The organism is Vibrio superstes, from assembly GCF_003569005.1.
Taxonomy (GTDB): Bacteria; Pseudomonadota; Gammaproteobacteria; order Enterobacterales; family Vibrionaceae; genus Vibrio; species Vibrio superstes.
Window position 1 is genome coordinate 251,927 of the sequence record NZ_BCUR01000004.1, and the last position, 21,444, is coordinate 273,370.

Genomic DNA, 21,444 nt, shown 5'->3' on the forward strand with positions numbered 1-21,444 from the left:
AGTGCATCCCATGGAACGGATCACGGTAAGTTTAGGGGAGCGAAGCTACCCGATTTCAATTGGCGCTGGGTTATTGGGTGACCCAGCCCTCTTTTCAAGCCTTTTCCCATCATCTAAAGACCTATCACAACAACAAGTTGTTATTATCACTAATACAACTGTAGGTCCTCTGTACGCTGAAAAAGTTAAACATCAATTTGTTGAGCTAGGGTGTAAAGCCCGAGTGCTAGAACTTCCTGACGGTGAGCAGTTCAAATCGTTAGAAACCTTCAACGATGTAATGAGCTTTTTGCTTGAAGAAAATTACAGTCGCGATGTGCTGTTGGTAGCACTGGGTGGCGGTGTAATTGGTGACTTAGTCGGTTTTGTCGCTGCATGCTATCAACGTGGCGTTGATTTCGTTCAGATCCCAACCACTCTATTGTCTCAGGTGGATTCTTCCGTTGGTGGTAAAACGGCGGTCAATCATCCCCTAGGCAAGAACATGATTGGTGCCTTCTATCAACCAAAATCAGTGATCATTGATATCGATACCTTAGCAACCCTACCTGACAGAGAGTTTGCAGCTGGCATGGCAGAGGTAGTTAAGTACGGTATTATTATTGATAAGCCTTTCTTTGAGTGGATTGAACAGCATATTCAGTCTTTAACCGCACTGGAAAGCACATCAATCATTAAAGCGATAGCGAATTGCTGTCAAATTAAGGCTGATGTCGTTGCTCAAGATGAAAAAGAGTCAGGTGTTCGAGCATTATTGAATCTGGGTCATACTTTTGGTCATGCTATTGAGGCTGAATTGGGTTATGGTAAATGGTTGCATGGTGAGGCTGTTTCTTCTGGTACTGTGATGGCCGCAAGAGCTGCAGCTCACGCAGATATGCTCGATTCTATTGATGTAGATAGAATAAAATCATTACTGGAAGCCTGTCATTTACCTGTGCATACCCCGGCGAGTATGTCGGGCGAAGACTTCATGAAGCATATGATGCGAGACAAAAAAGTTTTATCAGGTCGTCTACGCTTAGTATTACCAGACGCAATTGGCAGTTCTAAGGTTGTTAGCGATATTGATCTAGAGCATGTCTACCAAGCAATTGAGGACGGGCGAGGGTAAAGTAACACATAGGGATAGTTAATGAGCAAGGCTCAGAAAACAAGGACATTAGAATTACAGTCTCAGTCGCAGCTGCTTGATAAGCTGCGTCTAATGACTCGATTTGGTTCAAATCTCGTTACGTTTAATGGTGCAAGGGGAGCAGGTAAATCTTGGCTCCTCAACCGTTACTTCTCGCACTTCGTCTCTACTCGTTATAAAGCTAAATTATTAGCTGATGCTTCGTTGTCCGAAAAAGACATTAAGCAAACTATACTCCAACAACTTATCCCTAATGGCACAATCGATGTCGACCTCAGCCTTTTTGACAATCTCGATAACGAACTAGGATTGCAGACCACCGAATTTGTTATCTTGGTCGATGATGCAGGTTTGCTCTCGGAAGAAAACTTGCTACAGCTTTGGAGCTTGGTGGAGCGTATTCAAGCGCATCCCACTTGGACTTTGAGTTTGATTTTGGCTAGCGGCCCTGACTTGTTAAGCAAGAGAATATTGCCACTTAGTCAGCAATTTAATGTGCAGCCTACAGAACTTCAAATTGCGCCGCTTCGCCAAAGTGAAGCTGAGTTCTTTTTAGAGTTGATAGTGCTTCGAAAATTTGAAAGTTTAAAAAAACGAGACAAGATCCGTAAAAAAGCAGATCGATGTGTTCGATATCCGGGTGAGCTCATTGCACTAGGAAATAAAGTGAAATCAACTAAATCAGCCCTGCCTTCGCATAATGGTTCTGCCAAATCAGGCGTTATTATTACCTTGCTGGTGATTCTATTGGGTCTCATCGCTTGGTGGTTGCTATCGGGATCAGGGAAACCGGCCAATAATGAGCCAGTTCCAATAACACCTTCTGAAAGCGTAGATAATAAAGGTGACCTATCGCTCTCTAGTGAAAGCAGTGAAGTTGTGGATATTTCGGTTAAGGAACAAGATACCCTCACCGAAGACACCAAGGAGTTGCCTCCTCCAGTGACCGATAAAACGGTTACCTTGGCTGACAATAGTAATGGCAGACATCGTGTGGTCGTTCCTGATGAGGTTGTGGATTCACTAATAAAGACTGAAAGTCAGGTTGTGCAGCCAGCCTATGAAAAAGCGGAACCTAAGATAAAAAGCGAAGATAAACCGGCAAATAGTGCGGTTAATTTTTCATTTGCTAGAGAGGAATTAATGGGAATCAGCGCGAAGCGCTACACCATTCAGCTTGGCGCTTTAAGAACTATGCGCGAGGTACAATCCTTCCTTGATACCCATCAAATGCAGGATGAAACTCGAATCTACCCTACGCTTCGCTCAGGAAAGAAGTGGTACATCATCACTCATGGTGACTATCGTTACGTGAAGCAAGCTAGCCAAGGCATTGTGCAATTGCCAGAGGCGGTTCAAGAGGTAGGGCCTTGGGTTAAGTCAATGGCACAAGTACATAAAGAGATTGAAGCGGGAAAATAACACTGAGATGAACTTCGTTTTATGTTACATTCCGCGTCCTATAAATTATGGGTAGTGAAGACCGGCAATGAAAAAACAACGTGCCTTTTTAAAGTGGGCAGGTGGTAAATATGGACTCGTTGATGATATTCAGCGTCATCTGCCACAAGCAAAAAAGCTGGTTGAACCTTTCGTTGGTGCAGGCTCGGTTTTCTTAAATACTGACTACGAGCAGTATTTGCTTGCAGACATTAACCCAGACCTTATCAATCTTTATAACCTTTTGAAGAATGATCCGCAGCCCTATATCAATGAGGCTAAGCGTATGTTTACGCCTGAATACAACCAGAAAGAGGTGTATTTGGAGGTTCGTAGACAGTTTAATGCTACCGATGACATTCTGTTCCGCTCGGTCGCTTTTTTGTATATGAATCGATTTGGTTTTAATGGCTTGTGTCGATACAACAAGAAAGGCGGGTTCAATGTACCTTTTGGTTCCTATAAAAAACCTTATTTCCCAGAACAAGAACTAGAGTTTTTTGCTGAAAAGGCGAAAAAGGCAACCTTTGTCTGTGAGGGTTATTTAGAAACCTTCAAGCGTGCTCGTAAGGGAAGTGTGGTGTATTGCGATCCCCCTTATGCTCCTTTGTCTACGACCGCTAACTTCACAACCTACTCGGGCAATGGGTTTTCTCTAGATGATCAAGCTGCTTTGGCTGATGTTGCTGAGCGTACTGCAACCAAGCGTGGCATACCGGTATTGATCTCTAACCACGATACTATGTTGACTCGTCGTCTATACCACGGTGCTGAGCTTAATGTGGTTAAGGTTAAGCGTACGATCAGTCGCAATGGTGCAGGGAGAAATAAGGTTGATGAACTGTTGGCTCTGTTTAACAGCGTCGACTAATTTAGTCTCTGTTATCGCAACTATCCCAATGATTTCAAATTTGTTCTTTTAGTTTATCGTTTGCTTTTGTAGAATTGCGCGCAAATTGAACGCCTTATACAGGGGACAGGTATGACCGATTTTCTTATTGCTCCATCTATTTTATCCGCGGATTTTGCTCGCTTAGGTGAAGATGTTGAGCGTGTGCTCGCAGCTGGTGCCGATGTGGTGCATTTTGATGTGATGGACAACCACTATGTTCCAAACCTGACCTTTGGTGCCCCGATTTGTAAGGCACTACGTGACTACGGAATTACTGCACCTATCGATGTGCATCTAATGGTTAAGCCGGTAGATGCTATTGTCCCTGAGTTTGCCAAAGCTGGTGCAAGCATGATCACCTTCCACGTTGAAGCGTCTGAGCACGTTGACCGTACTTTGCAGCTCATCAAAGAACATGGCTGTAAGGCGGGTGTGGTGCTCAATCCGGCAACACCACTTTCTCACCTCGACTACATCATGGATAAGGTTGATATGATCTTGCTGATGTCGGTAAACCCGGGCTTTGGCGGCCAATCTTTCATTCCAAATACTCTGGATAAACTGCGTGCTGTGCGTGAACGTATTGACGCAAGTGGTCGCGATATTCGCCTAGAGATTGATGGTGGTGTGAAGGTAGACAATATTCGTGAGATTGCTGAAGCGGGTGCAGATATGTTTGTCGCAGGCTCAGCTATCTTTAACCAGCCTGATTACAAGCAAGTGATCGATGAAATGCGCGCTGAACTGGCGAAGGTGAAATAACTTGTCATCAAATACTATTAAGCTTCTCGCATTTGATCTCGATGGAACGCTACTTGATAGCGTTCCTGATTTGACCGCTGCTCTTGACCTAGCAATGAAGGCCGTAGAACGCCCTGGGGTGTCAGAGACTCAAGTGAGAGAGTGGGTCGGCAATGGTGCTGATATCCTTGTTGCGCGTGCTTTGAGCCAGAATATCGAGATTGATGCGAGTCTGACGGATGAAAGCAAAAGCGACGCGAGAGAGCTTTTCGACCGCTTTTACGCCGAGTGTGGCCACTCGAACAGCACGCTTTACCCGACAGTGAAAGAGTCATTAATTGGCTTGCAGCAGGCAGGTTATCGATTAGCGATTATCACCAATAAACCATACCAATTTGTGCCAGAGATTCTTCAGCAGCACGGCATTGCGGATCTATTTGTTGATGTCTTAGGTGGCGATAGCTTAGCTAAGAAGAAACCTGACCCAATGCCACTGACTCACTTGATGGACAAGCAGCAGGTTTCTCAATCAGAGATGATCATGATTGGCGATTCTAAAAACGACATCTTGGCAGCTAGGAATGCGGGAGTTATGTCTGTTGCTTTGCCATACGGCTATAACCATGGCGAACCTATCGAGCAGGCGAACCCAGATCACCTGATTCAAGACCTCTCTCAACTATCCGAGTTGCTCACTCGCTGTTAGAGACAGTAATGAGCCTGAAATCTCAACTTAGGCTCATTTTCCTGTTTTTTTTCTTCCAATATACTCATCGATGAGTACACTGCTTTATCGTATAAAATTTTTATTCTAGAAGTATTGAGGAAGTAATTATCATGACCACTAAACCAATAGTGTTGAGCGGTGTTCAGCCGTCTGGTGAATTAAGCATTGGCAACTATCTTGGTGCTTTGCGTCAGTGGCATCAGATGCAAGATGATTACGACTGCCAGTACTGTGTTGTTGACCTTCATGCCATTACCGTTCGTCAAGACGCAAAGGCACTGCACGAAGCAACGCTAGACGCACTCGCTATCTGTCTTGCAGTAGGCGTAACGCCAGAGAAAAGCACGCTGTTTGTTCAGTCTCACGTACCTGAGCATGCTCAGCTGGGGTGGATTCTAAACTGCTACACCCAAATGGGTGAGCTAAACCGCATGACGCAGTTTAAAGATAAATCTCAGCGCTACGCAAATGACGTTAATGTGGGCCTATATGACTACCCTGTATTAATGGCTGCGGATATTTTGCTATACGGTGCACACCAAGTGCCAGTGGGTAACGACCAGAAGCAACACCTGGAGTTGGCTCGCGATATCGCAAACCGCTTTAATAACATCTACAGCACACCAGAAGCGCCAATCTTCCAAGTGCCTGAGCCGTACATCCCAACAGTGAACGCTCGAGTAATGAGCCTTCAAGATGCAACTAAGAAAATGTCTAAGTCTGATGATAACCGTAAGAACGTCATCACCCTTCTTGAAGAGCCAAAATCTATCATTAAGAAGATTAACAAAGCGCAAACGGATCCAGATAACCCACCTCGTATCCTTCATGATATCGAGAACAAGGCTGGTATTGCTAACCTAATGGGACTGTACTCTGCGGCGACGGGTAAAACCTTTGCTGAGATCGAAGCGCAGTACCAAGGCGTTGAAATGTATGGTCCTTTCAAGAAGGATGTGGGTGAGGCGGTGGTTGCTATGCTTGAACCAATCCAGTCTGAATACCACCGTATTCGCCAAGATATGCCGTACCTAAACGAAGTAATGAAAGCCGGTGCTGAGAAAGCATCAGCGAGAGCAGCAGTGACTCTAGATAAGGTTTTCGAAGCGGTTGGCTTTGTTAAGCGTCCGTTTTAAGAGCCCCTTGGTCAAATAAGTTGTGATAGAATGCCATCGCCGTCAAGGTGGTGGCATTTTTAGTTTGGACTCTGGCATGCTGTTGATCATTGATAATTACGACTCCTTTACTTACAACCTATATCAGTACTTTTGTGAGTTAGGGTGTGACACTAAGGTCGTTCGTAACGATGCGATTACCATTGCTGAGATCCACGCACTGCAACCGCAAGCCATCGTTATCTCGCCGGGTCCTTGCACCCCAAATGAAGCTGGCATTTCTCTGCAAGTCATTCAAGAGTTTATGGGACAGTTGCCTTTGCTCGGCGTATGCCTTGGACATCAAGCGATCGCCCAGGTGCTTGGTGGAAAGGTGATTCGCGCAGATAAAGTTATGCACGGTAAAACCTCCCCAATACAACATACCAGCACAGGTGTATTTTCTGGGCTTAATAACCCGCTAACGGTCACCCGTTATCACTCCTTGATTGTAAAGAAAGAAACCCTTCCAGAATGTCTTGAGGTAACCGCCTGGACCCTCGACGAAAAAGGGCAACAAAAAGAGATTATGGGGTATCGCCATAAGACGCTACCTATTGAGGCGGTGCAGTTTCACCCAGAATCGATAAAAACAGAACAGGGTCATGAGATCCTAGCTAACTTCCTTACTCGCATCCCCCAAACATAAAGCATATCTATTGAAATTCCTTGCATAACATTTTTGTTACTTATTCTTCGTGAAAATGAGGTTTGTTATGCAACATGATCACTTTTTCTTTCCTGTTGCTCGAATAGCGTCACACCGCTCACATTTCGCACGGTAATTTAGTCTATTTAGACGTATTTTTCTCTTGAAATGGTTAATAAATTGTAAATACAATGCCTGTACAGAGGAAATGTCTCCAGCAATGCATAAATAGCGAATTTTTTAATTGCGAGGAGAGTGCATAAAGGAGTGCAGAATATGACAGATGTAACGCGTAAAGATTTCGATGAAGTAATGGTCCCTTGTTATAACCCGATGTCGGTAATTCCGGTTCGAGGTGAAGGGGCGCGAATCTGGGATCAGCAAGATAAGGAATACGTTGATTTTGCTGGTGGTATCGCGGTGAGTTGCTTAGGTCATTGTCACCCTGTGATGGTAGAGGCGCTCACTAAGCAAGCGAATCAGTTATGGCACCTTAGTAATGTAATGACCAATGAGCCCGCTTTGCGTCTGGCTAAAAAACTGGTCGAACTGAGCTTTGCAGACAAGGTCTTCTTCGCTAACTCCGGTGCAGAAGCCAATGAGGCTGCACTTAAATTGGCTCGTCGCTATGCTGTGGATGAGTTTGGTGAGCACAAATCTAAGATCATCGCCTTCAATCAAGGCTTCCATGGTCGTACCTTCTTTACTGTGACTGTGGGTGGCCAATCGGCTTACTCGGATGGCTTTGGTCCTAAACCGGGTGATATCGACCATATCCCATACAACGATATTAAAGCATTCGAAGCTGCTATCTCCGATGAAACCTGTGCGGTCATGATGGAGCCTCTACAAGGGGAAGGTGGCATCATTGCTCCGACTTCTGAATTTGTACAAACGGTCCGTGAACTGTGTGACAAGCACAATGCATTATTGATCTTTGATGAAGTACAGACCGGTAACGGTCGTACTGGTGATTTCTACGCATACCAAGGCTTGGGAGTCACACCTGATATCTTGAGCACCGCTAAGTCTCTTGGTGGGGGCTTCCCGGTTGGCGCTATGATGACGACAGAGAAATTGGCTAAGCACCTTAAGATTGGCACTCACGGCTCGACGTACGGTGGAAACCCACTAGCGTGTGCGGTTGCTGAAGCCGTCGTTGGACATGTTTCTCAACCTGATGTTCTACAAGGCGTAAAAGAGCGTGAAGGGCTATTTCGTACAGAGCTAGAACGCATTAATGCTAAATACCCAATCTTTGCTGAGTTCAGAGGCAAGGGTTTGCTGCTTGGCGCTGAGTTGAACGATGACTGGAAGGGTCGCTCTCGTGACGTATTGGTTGCTGCGGGTGAAGAAGGCCTGATGGTGCTGATTGCTGGCGCTAATGTGGTTCGTTTCACTCCTTCGCTGGTGATCACGCCAGAGGAAATCAAGCAAGGATTTGAGCGCTTTGAGGCGGCTGTCGCTAAGTTATACAACGCGTAGTTTTCTATCAGGAGGATAGTGGGATGTTAGTAGTACGCCCAATTTTAAAGGATGATTACGATGCATTGCACATGTGCGCAGAGGAGTCTGGTCACGGATTTACCTCTTTGCCAGTCAATGAAGGGTTGCTTACGAATAGAATTGACCACTCGGTGAATAGCTTTCAAAAACCAGAGGTGACTGAACCCGGTGACGAAGGCTACCTGATGGTCGGTGTTGATTGTGATACAGGTGAGGTAGCAGGGACTACTGGTATAGAAGCCTCGATAGGCTGGGATGCTCCTTTCTATTCGTACCACATCAGCAAGGTTGTACATTCGTCGCCAAAACTGGGCGTGAATAATGTCGTGAAGCTACTGACCTTTGGTAACAACTACACCGGGTGCAGTGAAATCTGCACCTTGTTCCTGCGCCCTAAGTTCCGTGGTGGACTGAATGGTCGATTGTTGTCTAAGTGCCGCTTTTTGATGTTAGCGGAGCATCCTCATCGATTCTCTAAGACTATCTTTGCGGAGATGAGAGGGGTCTCTGATGAAAAGGGCAATTCTCCATTTTGGGAGTGGTTGCAGGAGCACTTCTTCTCTATCGATTTCACTATGGCCGATTACCTCACTGGCATTGGCAAGAAAGGCTTTATTGCTGACCTGATGCCAAAGCTGCCGATCTACATCAATCTATTGAGTAAAGAGGCACAGGCGGTGATTGGTGAAGTACACGATAATACCCGCCCAGCATTGAAACTGCTTGAGAACGAGGGCTTTACTTGTCGAGACTACGTCGACATCTTCGATGCAGGTCCAACGGTGGAGTGCGACCTTCGCAATATTGATACTGTGCGCCATTCATTTAGGGCTCAAGTGTCGGTTGCAGAGCATGGTAGCTCTACTAACTATCTCATTAGTAATACCTCGTTTGAGAATTTCAGAGCCGTAGCTCAACAAGCGGCATTTGATGCTGAAACTCAAAGTGTCATTCTCAGCCCTAAAGTCGCAAACGCTCTTCAAGTTGAGAGCGGTGATTGGGTTCGAATGGCGGCAGTGTAAACAGAACAACAAGGACGAATTAGATGGAAACGCATTTTATCGCGGGTGAGTGGATTTCAGGGCAAGGCCATGATGTTGACTCTTTATCTCCTTACAACAGTGAGGTTATCTGGCAGGGGCACTCTGCGAGTAAAGGGCAGGTGGAGCTGGCCGTATCAAGTGCACGACATGCGTTTTTGAGCTGGAAAAAATACTCTTTTGAACAGCGTGAGCAAATCGTATTTCGCTTTGCTGAACTGGTTAAAGAAAACGCCGAGTTGATTGCCGAGACGGTAGCTAAAGAGACGGGTAAACCTTTATGGGAAACTCGCACTGAAGCCGCTGCGATGGCTGGCAAGATTGCTCTATCGATTAAGTCGTATCATGAGCGAACAGGGACCAAGCATAAGCAGGTTGCTGGCAATGATGTCACCTTGCAGCATAGGCCTTTGGGTGTATTAGCCGTATTTGGTCCTTATAATTTCCCTGTGCACCTTCCTAATGGGCATATCGTGCCAGCGCTGTTGGCAGGTAATACTGTAGTCTTCAAGCCTTCGGATCTAACGCCACTGTGTGGCGAGCTTGCAGTGAAGCTTTGGCATGAAGCAGGCCTGCCCAATGGTGTCATCAACCTAGTCCAAGGCGGTAAAGATACCGGTATTGCACTGGCTGATTCTGCGCAGATTGATGGGTTGTTGTTTACTGGTAGTGCTAACACCGGTCATATCTTACATCGCCAGTTTGCTGGGCAACCTGAAAAAATGCTGGCGCTGGAAATGGGTGGCAATAACCCTCTGATTGTCGGTGAAGACTTTGGTGAGCTGGACGCTGCGGTTCACACTGTAGTGCAGTCTGCCTTTATTAGTGCGGGGCAAAGATGTACCTGTGCTAGACGCTTGTATGTTGCTAGAGGTGACGCGGGCGATAAACTCATTGCCAAGTTAGTGAAGGTGACATCTCAGTTAAAAATGGACCAGCCATTTGCTAAGCAGCAACCCTTTATGGGTACCCTTATCTCACGCACGGCAGCGGAGCAGATTGTGGCGGCGAAACAGTCTTTGATAGACCTTGGCGGCAAGCCTTTGTTGGATGGAAAGCTGCTGGATGATGCCTTTGTTGAACCGAGTATTCTAGATGTTACTGATATCAAGGCACTGCCTGATGAAGAATATTTTGGTCCTTTGCTACTGATCGTTCGCTACAACGACTTTGCCGAGGCCATAGAGCTTGCGAACAACACTAAATATGGTCTATCAGCGGGTCTGATTTCTATTGATGATACTCAGTGGGAGCTCTTCTCTGACGAAATCCGTGCTGGCATAGTCAACCGTAATCGTCCTATCACGGGCGCGAGCGGTGATGCGCCATTTGGCGGCCCTGGTGCGTCAGGTAATCTTCGTCCAAGTGCATTCTATGCCGCAGATTACTGTGCATATCCTATGGCTTCGATAGCAGGAGATGCGCCAATAATGCCTGAAACACTGTCTCCAGGTATTCAATTCGACTAACACAATCAAGGAGGGGTTATGGGTGTCCAAAAGCTATTTGACCAACTGTGGAGTGATTTTAATGGCAGACTTTGTCCGTCATCACACACTATTCATGAGCTATTAAAGCAAGATAAGGCGCTGATCAATGATCATATTGCGCTGCGTACCTTCAATTGTTCACCCATAGGCCTAGAGGTATTGGCAAAGCCATTTATCGAGCTTGGCTACCAAGAGGGTGGCGACTATGTCTTTAAAGCGAAAAAGCTGGTTGCTAAGCACTATCAACATCCAGACCCTAATATGCCTAAGGTATTCATTAGCCAGTTGCAGCTTGAGCAGTGCTCAAGTGAGTTGCAGGCAATTGTGAAAAAACTGTCGGAACAAATTGATCCAAGTAAATTGCAAGACTCTGCGTTTTTACATGGTGGTCGTTTGTGGGAATTGAGCTTTGAAGATTACCAAAGCCTAGCCAAAGAAAGTGAGTATGCCTCATGGGTAGCCGCACATGGCTTTGGTGCCAATCACTTTACCGTGAGCGTCAACCAACTGGCTCAGTTTGGAGAGGTCTTCGAGGTGAATACCTTTTTGAAGGACAATCATTTCGCTATCAACGCTGCTGGCGGAGAGGTGAAGGGCTCTCCTGAGGTACTGTTAGAGCAATCCTCTACGATGGCGGACAAAGTAAAGGTTGTATTTTCTGATGGTGTACAGAGCGTCCCAGGTGGCTTCTATGAGTTCGCCAAGCGCTATGAGATGTCGGCAGGAAATCTATATCAAGGCTTTGTTGAAGCGTCAGCAGATAAGATCTTTGAGAGTACGAATAATTAAGTAATTAGCTGTCAGCTTAAAGTTATAAAAAAACCGCTGTCATGCATGACAGCGGTTTTTTGTATCTGGCTGCTTTAGAGTGGATTAGCGAGTGCCGTAAACCACAATAGTTTTACCGTGTGCAGAGATCAGGTTCTGCTCTTCAAGCATCTTCAAGATACGACCAACGGTCTCACGAGAACAACCTACAATCTGACCAATCTCTTGACGAGTGATCTTGATTTGCATGCCGTCTGGGTGAGTCATTGCATCAGGTTGCTTCGCTAGGTTCAGTAGAGTTTGCGCGATACGACCAGTAACGTCTAGGAACGCAAGATCACCTACTTTCTGGCTAGTTACCTGCAGACGATTAGCCATTTGCGAAGAAAGACGCATTAGGATGTCTGGGTTAACCTGAATTAGCTGACGGAATTTTTTGAATGAGATTTCAGCAACCTCACATGGTGATTTAGCTCGTACCCAAGCAGTACGCTCTTGATCATCTTCAAAAAGACCTAATTCACCGATGAAGTCACCTTGGTTTAGGTAAGAAAGAATCATTTCTTTCCCTTCTTCATCTTTGATCAGTACGGCAACCGAACCCTTAACGATGTAGTAAAGAGTTTCTGCTTTTTCACCAGCATGGATCAGTGTGCTTTTTGAAGGGTATTTGTGGATGTGGCAGTGTGACAAAAACCATTCTAACGTTGGATCTGTTTGAGGTTTACCTAAAACCATATTCTTATCTTCCTCTTTCAGCGAGTATAATTATGTTCCCTGACCTCGCCATATAAGGGGAGCGGGGTGTAGTTGCTGCTACTACTTCAAATTTTATCAGTACGAATAGTATCTTTTTTTTATGTACATTTCTTGATTTTGATCGGTTTGAATTGTCGATTTTACAAGCAAAACCGTGTCCTCAATCACACTCTGAGACAAGAGTGCGACTCAGGTTCAAAATTAGCCGATCTTACCCGTCTCTAGCAGTTGTTGCAGGATAGGGCGAATAATCAATTCCATAGCAAAACTCATTTTTCCTCCTGGGACAACCAAAGTATTGTGACGAGACATAAATGAACCATCGATCATTGCCAATAGATAAGGGAAGTCGACATTCTTAAAGCCACGCATACGAATGACTACAAAGCTTTCATCTAAACTAGGGATTCCTTTGGCGTTTAGAGGGTTTGAGGTGTCAACGGTAGGCACTCGCTGGAAGTTGATGTGTGTGCGCGAAAACTGTGGGGTAATGAAGTTCAGATAGTCGTCCATTGAGCGCACAATGGAGTCCATGACCGCTTCACGTGAATGCCCTCGATCGCGAGTATCGCGAACGAACTTTTGAATCCACTCAAGGTTAACGATAGGCACCATACCAATCAGCAAATCAACATGCTTAGCAACGTTACAGGTGCTGTCTACGACGCCACCGTGCAAGCCTTCATAGAAGAGAACGTCACTTTCTTGTGGCAGCTCTTGCCATGGGGTGAAGGTACCCGGCATTTGATTGTATGGTACGGCTTCGTCGAAGGTATGCAGATAGCGGCGCACCTTTCCTTCGCCTTTTTCGCCGTAGTCCTTAAAGAAATTTTCGAGTGCTGGGAAGTCATTGGCTTCAGGGCCAAAGTAACTAATGTGTCGCCCTTGCTCTTTCGCTTTTCGAATAGCCACATCCATTTCTGGACGAGTGAAACGGTGGAAGCTGTCGCCTTCAACCCAGGCGGCCTTTGCATTCATCATATTGAACATTTTGCGAAAGGCTTCTGATGTAGTGGTGGTCCCGGCTCCTGAAGAGCCTGTTACCGCTATAATAGGGTGCTTGGCTGACATGACTTTCCTTGTCTTGTGAGTGAATAAAGGTCAATTGTATACAAATCGAGTTTAACGATTGGGTGCTTATAAGAGTTTTGCGTCGTGGCTCACTTTTATATCGATGCTCTCATGTAGCTCTGAATACACAATAACAGCTGTACCTTGTTGTAGCTGCCATTTGATTTGGTCTATCTTATCTTGGAGTGAGATCTCTACGTCTCCGTAGTCTGTCCCTTCTCTGAGAACAAATTCTTTTATCAGGCTATCCAGTGTTTCAGGAGCGATTTCTTTCCAAGGTACGATCATGGCTGAGGCTTATTAGATTAATATGTCTGGGAGGTGAATTTATCATAAAAGCTTGGTACAGCCACCTCCAACCAGAAATAGGGATTGTTAAATGTGCCGCCAATAAAGCCAACATGCCCTCCGTTAGCAACCAGGTGATAGTCAATATTGTTGTTGAGCTTAAACTTAGGGACGACTTCATCGGTCATAAATGGATCATCCTTGGCGTGAATCACGTTAATAGGGATGGTCACACTATTGAGCTTTGGAAGCCCCGAACAACGAGTATAGTAGTCGCTGGCATTGGCGTAGCCATGCAATGGTGCGGTAATGGCATTGTCGAATTGATGTAAGAAACGCATGTTCTTTACGGTATCTACATCGATCTCCAGTGCCTCTTCCAATAAATGAATCTTTTGCAAAGCCGTCTGCTTTAAAGAATCCAACAGATAGTGATGATAGAGCCTTGAGAAGCCCTGCTCGATGCGTCGAGAGCAAGCGGCAAGATCAAGAGGAGCGCAAATGATGGTCGCCTCATCTATGATTGGTTGATCTGCGTACCGAGCCAAGTAATTCACCAGCATGTTTCCCCCCAGTGAGATCCCAACCGCTATCTTAGGGTTATTGGGAAATCGACGATTGAGGTGTTCGAGGAAAAATCTTGCATCCTCAGTCTCGCCAGAGTGATAAGCACGCGCTTGCTTGTTGGGCTTACCGCTACAACCTCGAAAATGCATCATCACAGATAACCACCCTTTCTCAGAAAAAGAGTGCATCAGCCCATGTGCATAAGGACTGTTAAAGCTACCTTCTAAGCCATGAAATAAGATGAAGATAGGCTTGTTAGCGACAGAATCACATTGCCAATCATCACTCCAAGCTAAGTCAATAAAGTCATTATCTGGTGTGATTAGTGTTTCCCAAGCAGGTGTGAACAGCGGTTGTTTGCGAATAAACCGCGGCATTAGTGTTTGAAGGTGAGGGTTCTTCATTGCCCAAGAGGGAGAGAAGGATTTCATTATGGCCTTTGCTTATTAAAGATAACTGCTAAATGCTCAGCCCCTAGTTGATGACAATAGTCGTCTGCAAGGTGTGGCGCTTCCACCTGAGTGAGCTCAATTCGATGAATAATATCTATGATGTCAGCCTGTTGCTGGCGCTCAAGTTGCAGTTCGAATTGCAGTGAGTCTCTATACAAAGACTCTGGTAGGTGTTGCTTACTTTTACGTCTTAACTCACGAAAATGAAGCAATAGAGCTTCAGTGCGTCCCAAGCTCTGTATTACCTGTGGCCACTGAGAGGCCGGAAAAGTAAGTCCATGCTCATCAAGCCACTTCAATGCCAACAGTAAGTTTACGTTGCCATGGAAGTGGTTTTGCAGGTTAAGACACGCCTCTTTTATCTCCCGCATCGAGTAATACTGCAAACTGAATTGCCAAAGGCTGTCAATGGTTAGGTGACTATTAGGCGCGTTGTTGCTCATTCTGCGTCGAGGTTAGCCTGCATCTCTTCAAGGGATTCTTGCTCGGTCATCCATTCCATCTCCACATCCTCAAGCTCTGACTTAGCACTAGCCTGCTGGCTAAGCACTTGAGTAAGTTTAGACTTATTTTCTGCTTGATACAGTTCAGTATCACCAAGTTGCTCTTCACACAGCTCTAACACACTGTTGAGCTTATCCATTTTCTTTTCTAAAGCCGTGATATTTTTGCGAATCGGAGCGGTGAGTTTTCGAAATTCCGCCTCTTTTCTTTTCTGGTCTTTCTTGGCCGAGGCAGAATTAACGCTCGATTTAACCACTTCCTTTGATTGCGCTTTCTTGATTTCTTTCTGTTGCTCGGTTAACCACTTGTAGTAGTCACTCAGATCACCATCAAAAGGCTCTACCTGCTTGTCGTGCACAAGATAAAGATCATCGGTGGTCGCGCGCAGCAAGTATCTATCGTGGCTTACGATAACCATTGCCCCCTCAAAGGTTTGCAGGGCTAGGGTTAGCGCTTGACGCATATCGAGATCAAGGTGGTTGGTGGGCTCATCGAGAAGTAAAAGGTTAGGCTTTTGCCAAACCAGTAATGCCAATACTAATCGGGCCTTTTCGCCCCCGGAGAATGGCGCCACCTTATCCAGAGCTTTTTCACCCTGAAAGCCAAAGCTACCTAAGTAATCACGAAGCTGTTGCTCTGTATGATTTGGGGCAATCTGCATCAAATGCTGCAGGGGCGTTTCTTCTGGATGAAGCGTTTCCAGTTGGTGCTGAGCAAAGTAGCCAATCTTCACGCCCTGCGAATAAGTAAGTTCACCGCTCTTTGACGCTAACTCACCAGACAGCAACTTGATCAGGGTAGATTTACCGGCGCCGTTACGTCCTAATAATCCAATGCGACTACCAGGAACGAGATTCAAGCGGATCTTATCTAAGATCAAGGTATCATCGTAACCTGCGGATACCTGGTCCATCATCACGATAGGGTTAGGTAGAGCGGTCGGTTCGCGAAACTCAAAGCTAAATGGATTATCAAACTGAGCGGGTAAAACCTGCTCCATTTTTTCTAGCGCTTTGATTCGACTTTGTGCCTGACGCGCCTTAGAGGCTTTATAGCGGAAGCGGTCGATATAGCTCTGCATATGTGTCATCTGCTTTTGCTGCTTCTGGTACATAGCCTGTTGCAGTACGAGTTTTTGGGCTCGCTGGGTTTCAAATGACGAGTAGTTACCCGTGTATTCGTTGAGAGCTTGATTTTCGATATGGATAATGCGCCCCACTACAGGGTCTAAGAAGTCTCTATCATGAGAAATCAGTACCAAGGTGCCTCTATAATTTTGCAGCCAACGCTCAAGCCACATTACGGCATCGAGATCCAAGTGGTTGGTGGGCTCATCGAGAAGCAGCAAGTCTGAGCGACATAACAGTGCTTGAGCTAGGTTCAAGCGCATACGCCAACCCCCCGAGAACTGAGTCAGATTCCACTCCATTTGTGCTTGAGAAAAACCTAAACCGTCGAGAAGTTCAGCCGCTCGAGCACGAATGGAGTAGCCACCAATGGTCTCTATCTTCCCATGCAACTCAGCTACCTTAGTGCCGTTGTCGTCTTTTTCAGCTTGGACTAAGTCAGCCTCTAGCTGGCGATATTCTCTGTCGCCATCGATAACATATTCAATTGCTGTGCGTTCAAGGGCAGGCGTTTCCTGTGCAACCCAAGCGAGCTCCCAATGCTTTGGTTGCTTGAAGTCACCCGCATCAATGCTGAGTTCATCCTTCATCAAAGCAAACAGGGTTGATTTACCACACCCATTTTTCCCAACAAGGCCGACTTTGTCGCCGGGATGAATTGTGGCAGAAGCGTCTTGCAGAAGGGCTTTGCCTCCGCGCAATAATTGAATGTCTGAAATCGTAATCATGAGAATGCTGAGCGTTAATCAAATATGTTGGCTCGCATATTAGGTGGAATAGGGGTAAAAGTCGATCTCTTGGCGTGATAGGATAAACCTAACGTAACAGTTAAGGAATGTGTCAAGGAATGACAAAGCTGTCTGCTTACCCGCCGAATATCCCAAGAGTGCTAGTCATATACGCGCATCCCGAGCCAGACAGTTCGGTTGCCAACCAGTGCATGATCGAAAAAATTAAAGATCTTCCAAATGTGACTGTGCATGACTTATATGCAGAATACCCTGACTTCTTTATTGATATCGCCCTTGAGCATCAGCGCCTCTTAGAGCATGACTTGATTGTGTTTCAGCACCCGATGTTCCTTTATTCCTGCCCATCACTGCTCAAAGAGTGGATGGATCGTGTATTGGATAAAGGATTTGCCTTCGGCTCTCAATGTGCCTTGAAAGATAAACACTGGCGTAGCGTGATTACGACAGGTGGACAAAAGTCGGCATTTTCTCCCGGGGGGTACAACAAATATCCCTTAGAGCAGATCCTGCAGCCCTTTGAACTGACTGCAGCCCTTTGCCAGATGAACTGGATGGAGCCTTTGGTGTTGTATTGGTCGAGAACCGTACCTGATACCACTCGTGAAGAGCATGCGCTTCAATATAGACAGTGGTTATCGGACCCCTTTGCGACTCAACCTAGTCTGGAGGAGTACACCGATGGCCATGAATAACGAGCTGATAGAAAGTGGAGTACTGTTTCTTGGTGCCGCAGTTGTTGCTGTTCCATTGGCGCAACGCCTTGGGTTGGGCAGTGTCCTAGGCTATTTGCTGGCGGGTGTGGTTATTGGTCCGTGGGGGCTTTCCTTGATCAGCGATGTCGATGCAATACTGCACTTCTCTGAGCTAGGGGTTGTACTGCTACTATTTCTGATTGGTTTAGAGCTTAACCCGAAAAAGCTGTGGGCGATGCGAATGCCCATATTGGGCTTGGGCGGCGCTCAAGTCATAGTGACCACTTTATTCCTTTCTATGGTGGCCTATCTTCTGGGTCAGTCGTGGATGAGTAGTCTTGCCATTGGTATGGGGCTGGCACTGTCTTCTACCGCCATTGCGCTGCGGGTTATTGATGAACAGGGGTTGGCTGGCTCCGAAACTGGCCAGTCAGGCTTTGCGGTCTTACTGTTCCAAGATATTGCCGTTATTCCAATGCTGGCGTTATTACCATTGCTTGCAGGAGAGGTGGCAGGCAATTGGGCTGATGTAGGCCTAAAGCTATCTGCGGTCGTTGCCTTGCTGGTGGCTGGCCACTTTTTGTTAAGACCCTTGTTTAGGTTTGTACTTTCTACGGGCACCCGAGAACTGTTTACCGCTGCGGCACTTCTGGTGGTGTTTGGCATTGCCGTATTTATGCAGCACCTTGGTTTATCGATGGCGCTAGGGACATTCTTAGCTGGAGTACTGTTGGCTGAGAGCGAATACAGGCACGAGCTAGAGATCACGATTGAGCCGTTCAAAGGGTTGCTACTGGGGTTGTTCTTCATCTCGGTAGGCATGTCCGTTAACCTAGGTTTGTTGATAGAGAACCCATTACTAATTTTGGCAACGGTTGTTGGACTCGTTACAGCAAAAGGGTTGATCTTATATGTGCTAGCGCGACTGTTTGGCACCAAATCCAAATCCAGAAGTCGAATGGCGGCCATACTTAGCCAAGGGGGGGAGTTTGCCTTCGTCATATTTACCGCAGCCCTTGGTTTCGGATTGCTTTCGGTGCCTGTTGCGAGCTTCTTGTTAGTAGTAGTGAGTCTATCTATGGTGACCACACCCTTGATTCTGAAAGTACAGACTTGGGTGTATTCACGCAGTATTAACACACCCGAAGAAACGGAATCCCATGAGCAGGTACAAGATCGCAGACCAAGAGTGATAGTGGCAGGATTTGGCCGCTTCGGTCAGGTGGTGGGTCGATTGATGTATGCCAATAAGGTGAAGATTACCATCTTGGAAAGTGATGCCAGTCAGATAAAGCTATTGCGTAAGTTTGGCTACAAGGTGTATTACGGAGAGGCCACCAACATTGATTTGTTGAGGGCTGCAGGGGCACATAATGCAGAGGCAATTGTATTGTGTACCGATGATCCGGATGAAATTATCCAAACCATCGAGCTGTGTCAGCAACACTTCCCGCACCTTAAGATATTAGCCCGCGCTCGAAGTCGTGTTGAGGCTTATCAATTGTTAAACCATGGTGTCACCAGCTACTCTAGAGAAACTTTCTTAGGCGCTTTGGATCTTGGACGCCAATTGCTCATTGCTCTTGGCATGCACCCGCATCAAGCCTCTAGAGCAGAAAAGCACTTCAATAAATTGGATAACACTATGTTGAAAGAGCTGCTGCCTCAACACAGTGATGAGAGTAATTTAGCCTTGCGTGCCAAAGAAGCACGTAAAGAGCTAGAAGAGATCTTTGATCGAGAAATAGAAAATGAGCGTCAATCGAGCAATTACTGGAACAAAAAAGATGAAGATTAAGAAGCGATTTATTGCGGGCGCAGCTTGCCCAGAGTGCAGCGATACCGATAGCCTGCGCTGGTGGGAAGAGAATAATGTTGAATGGGTAGAGTGTGTTAGTTGTGATTTCAAAGAGCAGCGTCTTCCTGCTGATCAGCAAGAGCAAGTGGGCGAGCAAGACCTGATTGGGATCTTTAAACCTGAATAACATTAAGCGCTAGCCATAGCAGAGGTTAATCTGTATTATTGCGCCTCTTTTTTGAACAGTTAAATAACCAACTTTTTGGAGTGACTATGAAAATCGACAATAACTCAGTAGTAAGCCTAGCGTATCAAGTAAAACTTGAAGAAGGCGTAGTTGTTGATCAAGCGGGTGTTGATGCACCATTGGATTATCTACACGGACACAACAACCTAGTAGTTGGTTTAGAAAAAGCCCTTGTTGGCCGTACTATTGGTGACAAGTTCAGCGTAACGGTAGCTCCAGAAGAAGCATACGGTGAGCATAGCGATGCTATGGTTCAGCGTGTTCCTGCTGATGTATTCCAAGGCGTTGACCAAATCGAAGTGGGCATGCGTTTCTTAGCTGACACTGACCAAGGTCCAATCCCTGTAGAAATCACTGAAGTAGACGGTGATGAAGTAGTGGTTGACGGTAACCACATGCTAGCTGGCCAAACTCTTACTTTTGACGTTGAAGTGGTAGCAATCCGCGAAGCAACTGAGTCTGAGATCGAACATGGTCACATTCACAAAGAAGGTGGCTGTGGCCACGGTCATGACCACGGTGATGATCACGAATGTTGTGGTGGCAAAGGCGATTGCGGTAAAGGCGACGATTGCTGCTCTAACGACTAAGCGGTTTTTACAACCTTAATGTGCTAAAAGCGCATTTCGAGATTGTTTCGCTATAATGAGCCTCCCACCCAGTGGGAGGCTTTTTTGGTTTTAAGACGAAGGAAATGTTATGCAGCCACCAATCAGTATTGCTATCCATGGCGGAGCCGGCACTATATTGCGCAATAAAATGAGCGAACAACTTAAGCAAGAGATGCTTGCGGTATTAGAGGCCTCCGTTCGCGCTGGCTATGAAGTCTTGCTGGCCAATGGTGATGCTGCCGATGCTACGATAGCAGCAGTAAAGGTAATGGAAGATTCTCCTCATTTTAATGCAGGCAAAGGCTCTGTATTGACCCATGAAGACTCCATTGAAATGGATGCCTCTGTTATGCACGGCAAAGCCCTCAATGCTGGTGCAGTGGCTGGGATTAAAGGCATCAAAAATCCCATCGAACTTGCTAATGCAGTGATGTTGAACAGTGATCATGTGTTTTTGATAGCCGATGGCGCTCATCGATTTGCTGAGTCACAAGGCTTTGAGTTTCTGGATGAAGAGTACTTTGTAACAGAGCGCAGACAACAACAACTGCAGAGCATGAAAGAAAAGGGCATCTTTGCCTTATCTGAGAGCAAGTACCCTGACGATAAAAAATTTGGCACTGTAGGTGCGGTTGCTCTGGATTGCGTTGGGAATCTTGCGGCAGCGACAAGTACTGGTGGTGTAACCAACAAAAAATTTGGTCGGGTAGGCGATAGCCCAATCATAGGTGCGGGTACTTATGCTGAAAACGGCAATGTGGCGGTATCGACGACAGGTGTCGGTGAGTACTTTATCCGTAAAACAGTGGCATCAGATCTTGCTGCGCGGATGCGTTATCTTAAAGAGGACGTCCACACTGCAAGTGAGCAAGTCATTCATGGTGAGCTCGAAGCTATGGGTGGAGAAGGCGGTTTGATTGCCTTGGATTCTAACGGTGATATTCACTTTGCAATGAACAGTTCAGGTATGTATCGCGCCAGCATTGATGCCCAAGGTTCTTTTACCGTGAAAATCTATGCTGACGAGTAAATAG

The 21,444-nt window shown here is 46.1% G+C and carries 22 protein-coding genes; 16 read left to right on the plus strand and 6 right to left on the minus strand.

Going from position 1 to position 21,444, the window contains the following annotated elements; all coding sequences use genetic code 11:
* Window positions 1–10: 10 nt before the first annotated feature.
* The 11 genes from aroB to D5I41_RS09165 all read left to right on the plus strand — a co-directional run bounded on the left by aroB (window position 11) and on the right by D5I41_RS09165 (window position 11,563).
* Complete coding sequence (gene aroB, locus D5I41_RS09115) at window positions 11–1,114, plus strand: 3-dehydroquinate synthase (protein ID WP_119009543.1); 1,104 nt, start codon at window positions 11–13, stop codon at window positions 1,112–1,114.
* 21 nt (window positions 1,115–1,135) lie between these two features.
* On the plus strand, window positions 1,136–2,557 hold the full coding sequence (locus tag D5I41_RS09120; RefSeq protein WP_119009544.1) for an SPOR domain-containing protein: 1,422 nt from the start codon (window positions 1,136–1,138) through the stop codon (window positions 2,555–2,557).
* A gap of 67 nt (window positions 2,558–2,624) precedes the next feature.
* Window positions 2,625–3,446, plus strand: a complete 822-nt coding sequence (locus D5I41_RS09125; protein ID WP_119009545.1) for a Dam family site-specific DNA-(adenine-N6)-methyltransferase — start codon at window positions 2,625–2,627, stop codon at window positions 3,444–3,446.
* Window positions 3,447–3,557: 111 nt separating this feature from the next.
* On the plus strand, window positions 3,558–4,229 hold the full coding sequence (gene rpe / locus D5I41_RS09130; RefSeq protein WP_017029439.1) for a ribulose-phosphate 3-epimerase: 672 nt from the start codon (window positions 3,558–3,560) through the stop codon (window positions 4,227–4,229).
* 1 nt (window position 4,230) lies between these two features.
* Window positions 4,231–4,914 carry a phosphoglycolate phosphatase gene (locus D5I41_RS09135; RefSeq protein ID WP_119009546.1) on the plus strand — a complete coding sequence of 228 codons (684 nt, stop codon included), beginning with the start codon at window positions 4,231–4,233 and terminating at the stop codon, window positions 4,912–4,914.
* A gap of 131 nt (window positions 4,915–5,045) precedes the next feature.
* A complete protein-coding gene (trpS, locus tag D5I41_RS09140) occupies window positions 5,046–6,071 on the plus strand; it encodes a tryptophan--tRNA ligase (protein ID WP_119009547.1) in 1,026 nt (341 codons plus the stop codon).
* 76 nt (window positions 6,072–6,147) lie between these two features.
* Entirely contained in the window at window positions 6,148–6,738 is a 591-nt protein-coding gene (locus D5I41_RS09145) for an aminodeoxychorismate/anthranilate synthase component II (RefSeq protein ID WP_119009548.1), read from the plus strand.
* Window positions 6,739–7,014: 276 nt separating this feature from the next.
* Complete coding sequence (locus tag D5I41_RS09150; protein ID WP_119009549.1) at window positions 7,015–8,223, plus strand: aspartate aminotransferase family protein; 1,209 nt, start codon at window positions 7,015–7,017, stop codon at window positions 8,221–8,223.
* A gap of 23 nt (window positions 8,224–8,246) precedes the next feature.
* Window positions 8,247–9,266 (plus strand): arginine N-succinyltransferase, encoded by a 1,020-nt coding sequence (gene astA, locus D5I41_RS09155; RefSeq protein WP_119009550.1) that lies wholly within the window; start codon window positions 8,247–8,249, stop codon window positions 9,264–9,266.
* Window positions 9,267–9,289: 23 nt separating this feature from the next.
* Window positions 9,290–10,753: a succinylglutamate-semialdehyde dehydrogenase gene (gene astD, locus D5I41_RS09160; RefSeq protein ID WP_119009551.1), complete on the plus strand. Its 1,464-nt coding sequence runs from the start codon at window positions 9,290–9,292 to the stop codon at window positions 10,751–10,753.
* Between the two features lie 18 nt (window positions 10,754–10,771).
* On the plus strand, window positions 10,772–11,563 hold the full coding sequence (locus D5I41_RS09165) for a DUF1338 domain-containing protein (RefSeq protein WP_119009552.1): 792 nt from the start codon (window positions 10,772–10,774) through the stop codon (window positions 11,561–11,563).
* Window positions 11,564–11,647: 84 nt separating this feature from the next.
* Here the strand turns inward: D5I41_RS09165 and crp are convergent, their stop codons facing one another.
* From crp to D5I41_RS09195, 6 genes are all read right to left on the minus strand, one after another.
* A complete protein-coding gene (crp, locus tag D5I41_RS09170) occupies window positions 11,648–12,280 on the minus strand; it encodes a cAMP-activated global transcriptional regulator CRP (protein WP_017029447.1) in 633 nt (210 codons plus the stop codon).
* A gap of 222 nt (window positions 12,281–12,502) precedes the next feature.
* Window positions 12,503–13,372 (minus strand): phosphoribulokinase, encoded by an 870-nt coding sequence (locus D5I41_RS09175; protein WP_017031392.1) that lies wholly within the window; start codon window positions 13,370–13,372, stop codon window positions 12,503–12,505.
* A 66-nt stretch (window positions 13,373–13,438) separates the two neighbouring features.
* Complete coding sequence (locus D5I41_RS09180; RefSeq protein ID WP_017029449.1) at window positions 13,439–13,660, minus strand: YheU family protein; 222 nt, start codon at window positions 13,658–13,660, stop codon at window positions 13,439–13,441.
* A 17-nt stretch (window positions 13,661–13,677) separates the two neighbouring features.
* The gene (locus D5I41_RS09185) at window positions 13,678–14,658 is read right to left on the minus strand and encodes a hydrolase (RefSeq protein WP_186811070.1); all 981 of its coding nucleotides are present in this window, start codon (window positions 14,656–14,658) and stop codon (window positions 13,678–13,680) included.
* Window positions 14,658–15,122: a TIGR02444 family protein gene (locus D5I41_RS09190; RefSeq protein ID WP_119009554.1), complete on the minus strand. Its 465-nt coding sequence runs from the start codon at window positions 15,120–15,122 to the stop codon at window positions 14,658–14,660. Before D5I41_RS09190 ends, D5I41_RS09185 begins: the two co-directional genes overlap by 1 nt.
* Complete coding sequence (locus D5I41_RS09195) at window positions 15,119–17,038, minus strand: ABC transporter ATP-binding protein (protein WP_119009555.1); 1,920 nt, start codon at window positions 17,036–17,038, stop codon at window positions 15,119–15,121. The genes D5I41_RS09190 and D5I41_RS09195 overlap by 4 nt, the downstream gene beginning before the upstream one ends.
* A gap of 119 nt (window positions 17,039–17,157) precedes the next feature.
* On the opposite strand from D5I41_RS09195, the gene kefG reads away from it, so the two are divergent.
* From kefG to D5I41_RS09220, 5 genes are all read left to right on the plus strand, one after another.
* Window positions 17,158–17,754 carry a glutathione-regulated potassium-efflux system ancillary protein KefG gene (gene kefG / locus D5I41_RS09200; protein WP_119009556.1) on the plus strand — a complete coding sequence of 199 codons (597 nt, stop codon included), beginning with the start codon at window positions 17,158–17,160 and terminating at the stop codon, window positions 17,752–17,754.
* Window positions 17,741–19,552 carry a glutathione-regulated potassium-efflux system protein KefB gene (gene kefB / locus D5I41_RS09205; RefSeq protein WP_017031388.1) on the plus strand — a complete coding sequence of 604 codons (1,812 nt, stop codon included), beginning with the start codon at window positions 17,741–17,743 and terminating at the stop codon, window positions 19,550–19,552. The genes kefG and kefB overlap by 14 nt, the downstream gene beginning before the upstream one ends.
* Window positions 19,542–19,739: a YheV family putative zinc ribbon protein gene (locus D5I41_RS09210; protein WP_017029455.1), complete on the plus strand. Its 198-nt coding sequence runs from the start codon at window positions 19,542–19,544 to the stop codon at window positions 19,737–19,739. Before kefB ends, D5I41_RS09210 begins: the two co-directional genes overlap by 11 nt.
* Window positions 19,740–19,825: 86 nt before the next feature.
* On the plus strand, window positions 19,826–20,389 hold the full coding sequence (slyD, locus tag D5I41_RS09215) for a peptidylprolyl isomerase (protein WP_119009557.1): 564 nt from the start codon (window positions 19,826–19,828) through the stop codon (window positions 20,387–20,389).
* Between the two features lie 109 nt (window positions 20,390–20,498).
* Complete coding sequence (locus tag D5I41_RS09220) at window positions 20,499–21,440, plus strand: isoaspartyl peptidase/L-asparaginase family protein (protein ID WP_119009558.1); 942 nt, start codon at window positions 20,499–20,501, stop codon at window positions 21,438–21,440.
* The last annotated feature ends 4 nt before the right edge of the window (window positions 21,441–21,444 follow it).